Raw genomic sequence first — 2246 nt, forward strand, 5'->3', positions numbered from 1 at the left:
GTCCTCAAAAGCCCGCAGCACCTGCTCGTATCTAATGGTGTCAAAAAAAGATTCAATGTCGGCGTGCAGTACGAGCCTCTTTGCTAAGTGTTGCCGTGCGTTGCTTATGATAGAGCGCTTGGGCAGAAAGCCCTGGATGTGCTGGTGCTGCGGCATTTGATTGACGATGCTTTCTTGTAAAATCTTCTGCCACTGCTTGAGTTGTTCATCCACAACATTGTAGACGATCCTATGTTCCCCTCGGCGCGATTTTCCGCGCTTCGGAATCGCTATCTGTTCGTAGCTCGCAGGTATGTTTTGTAAGGCAGTCTCGATGGCTTCGGCTCTGCATCTTAGGTGGAGAGCCAAATCGTTGGTGTGACGAATGGCATGGAATTGAATGTGATTGTGCTGGTGGAACCTCTGGCCAGTGATTACGTTGGATGCCGCGCGAATTTTGCCCCAAAATCGATTGAAATCCGTTGGCGCTGGGTTTTCATCTCTTAGGCGCTGAATGCCGAGCCGGCAAAGTACATGATGCAGGTAGGTCAGGAAGGAGCCGTCAACGGTTACGCAGGGACTCTCTTGTTTTTTTCCGTGGTACCGTTCGTACTCTTCAAGACACTCAGCGACCGCGCCTTTGACCGCTCTCGTCAATGTGCCTTCGGTTCGAATTTGATGAAGACGCAGTTTCTTGTCCTGTAGTCGCTCCTTTATAATCCTTCGAAGTAACTTGTGTTGGACATTATCTGACTGTAAGTCCATAGAACTGCTGCGCGCATAGGAGAGGTATGCTTCGAATGAAATCCCCACCGAACGCTGGATGAGCTTCTGCCAAAGGCTGGGACTGGCTTCGATTTGATTCAGCAGGCTATCTATTTCTACTGCTGGGCGCCGCAACATCTTTTTGAGCGTGTCGTCGACGTAAGGATCGGCTAGAGCATCGTTTTTGAACTCAAGGAATGCTTGCTGCAGCTGCCTCACGCCCTTTTCTGTAAGCACGACACAGGCTGCAACCGATATTGCCTCAGAGCCTACCTGAAGGCCGCTTTCCGTCCGCGAACCGACGAACGCCTCCACGGAAACCTTCTTGCTTACGACCCGCTTCACCCCGGAGAAAAAGCCCGGTTCAGCATGGGCCCACAAGGGCTTCCGAAGACTGGGTGGTTCCGGTGCCTCCATGAGATGAATGCATTTCTGAGCAATAGATTTATCGAATTCATCCAGCGGCGCGGGCTTGCGTTGTCCGTGACGGACGATGATTCGGTCGAAATTTAGCAGTAGGTTTTGACCGTTCGGCTGTAAAATGTGTGCAGCATACGTGTCTCCTGCGAGTTCGGCCTTATCTAGGCGCCCCGAAATGTAGTTCGAAGAGCTACCCCCACTTGCCCCGTCGACCTTGAGGATTCGCGTTGCAAGGAATCGCGTGAGAATCCTCGCGTTTGAGGCGGCCGGGTACTGCGACCCGAGCAGCGTAACATCGGTATCCTTGCGGAGTCGTTGTGCGAGCCACGAGTCGATCTTGTCCAAAGTTGCTTCCGCGAGCGTGGAGTACGCGTTGGTAAGCATTTTTGAATCATTGCTGGCTATTGTCTCAATTTCTAACAGCTTGCCCTTTAGGCTGGTTGTACTTGCGATTTTGAGAAATTCTGCGAATGTTTCCCAGTGATTGAATCTGTTGAGCCGCAAGCGGATGAATTCGATTAGTCCGCCGTCTCCAAGGCCGGAAACCAGGAACCGTTTAGGATGGCGCCCGTCAAAAGGATACGTTTGGTCGAGGTCATCATTCTGCCAGTACGATACGAAGGGAACCCCCGGAACATTGTCCTCAAGGCCGAACCCAAGCGCTAAAATAATTGCATCGCAGGCGACTGGGGCGTATCCGGGCTGCCATTCTAGGACTGGTAGGCTTCCTTTGTGATCGACTATGCGTGACTTGACCGCACAGTGCACGGAAAGGCTGCCTTTGTACTGAGTCACATGCCATTCCCACTCTTTGCGAAGCTGCTTGATTACATCCTCTGCTGGCGCGGCTTTCCAGTTGAGCACCGGGAGGTCTGCCCACAGGCGATCTGCTCCCTCTTCGGGCCAGTCATACAAGTGAGGGTGCAGCCAGCGTGTTCTGTTTTGTCCTTGCAATGCAAGCACGTCGCTGTGCTTTTCGAGCAGGTAGACCTTGCATCCAAGGCGTGCAGCAGCTGCGGCAGCGGTCAGACCCGCTACTCCGCCGCCAATAACGCCCAGGACGGCAGAGTCGTGCAATAGGT

At 53.0% G+C, this 2246-nt stretch carries 1 protein-coding gene; it reads right to left on the minus strand.

The window, feature by feature from the left end; genetic code table 11:
• On the minus strand, positions 1-2246 hold a 2246-nt coding region (locus G4D87_RS36860), incomplete at both ends, for an FAD-dependent oxidoreductase (RefSeq protein ID WP_163787455.1).

Source organism: Myxococcus vastator (genome assembly GCF_010894475.1).
In the GTDB taxonomy this organism is placed as follows: domain Bacteria; phylum Myxococcota; class Myxococcia; order Myxococcales; family Myxococcaceae; genus Myxococcus; species Myxococcus vastator.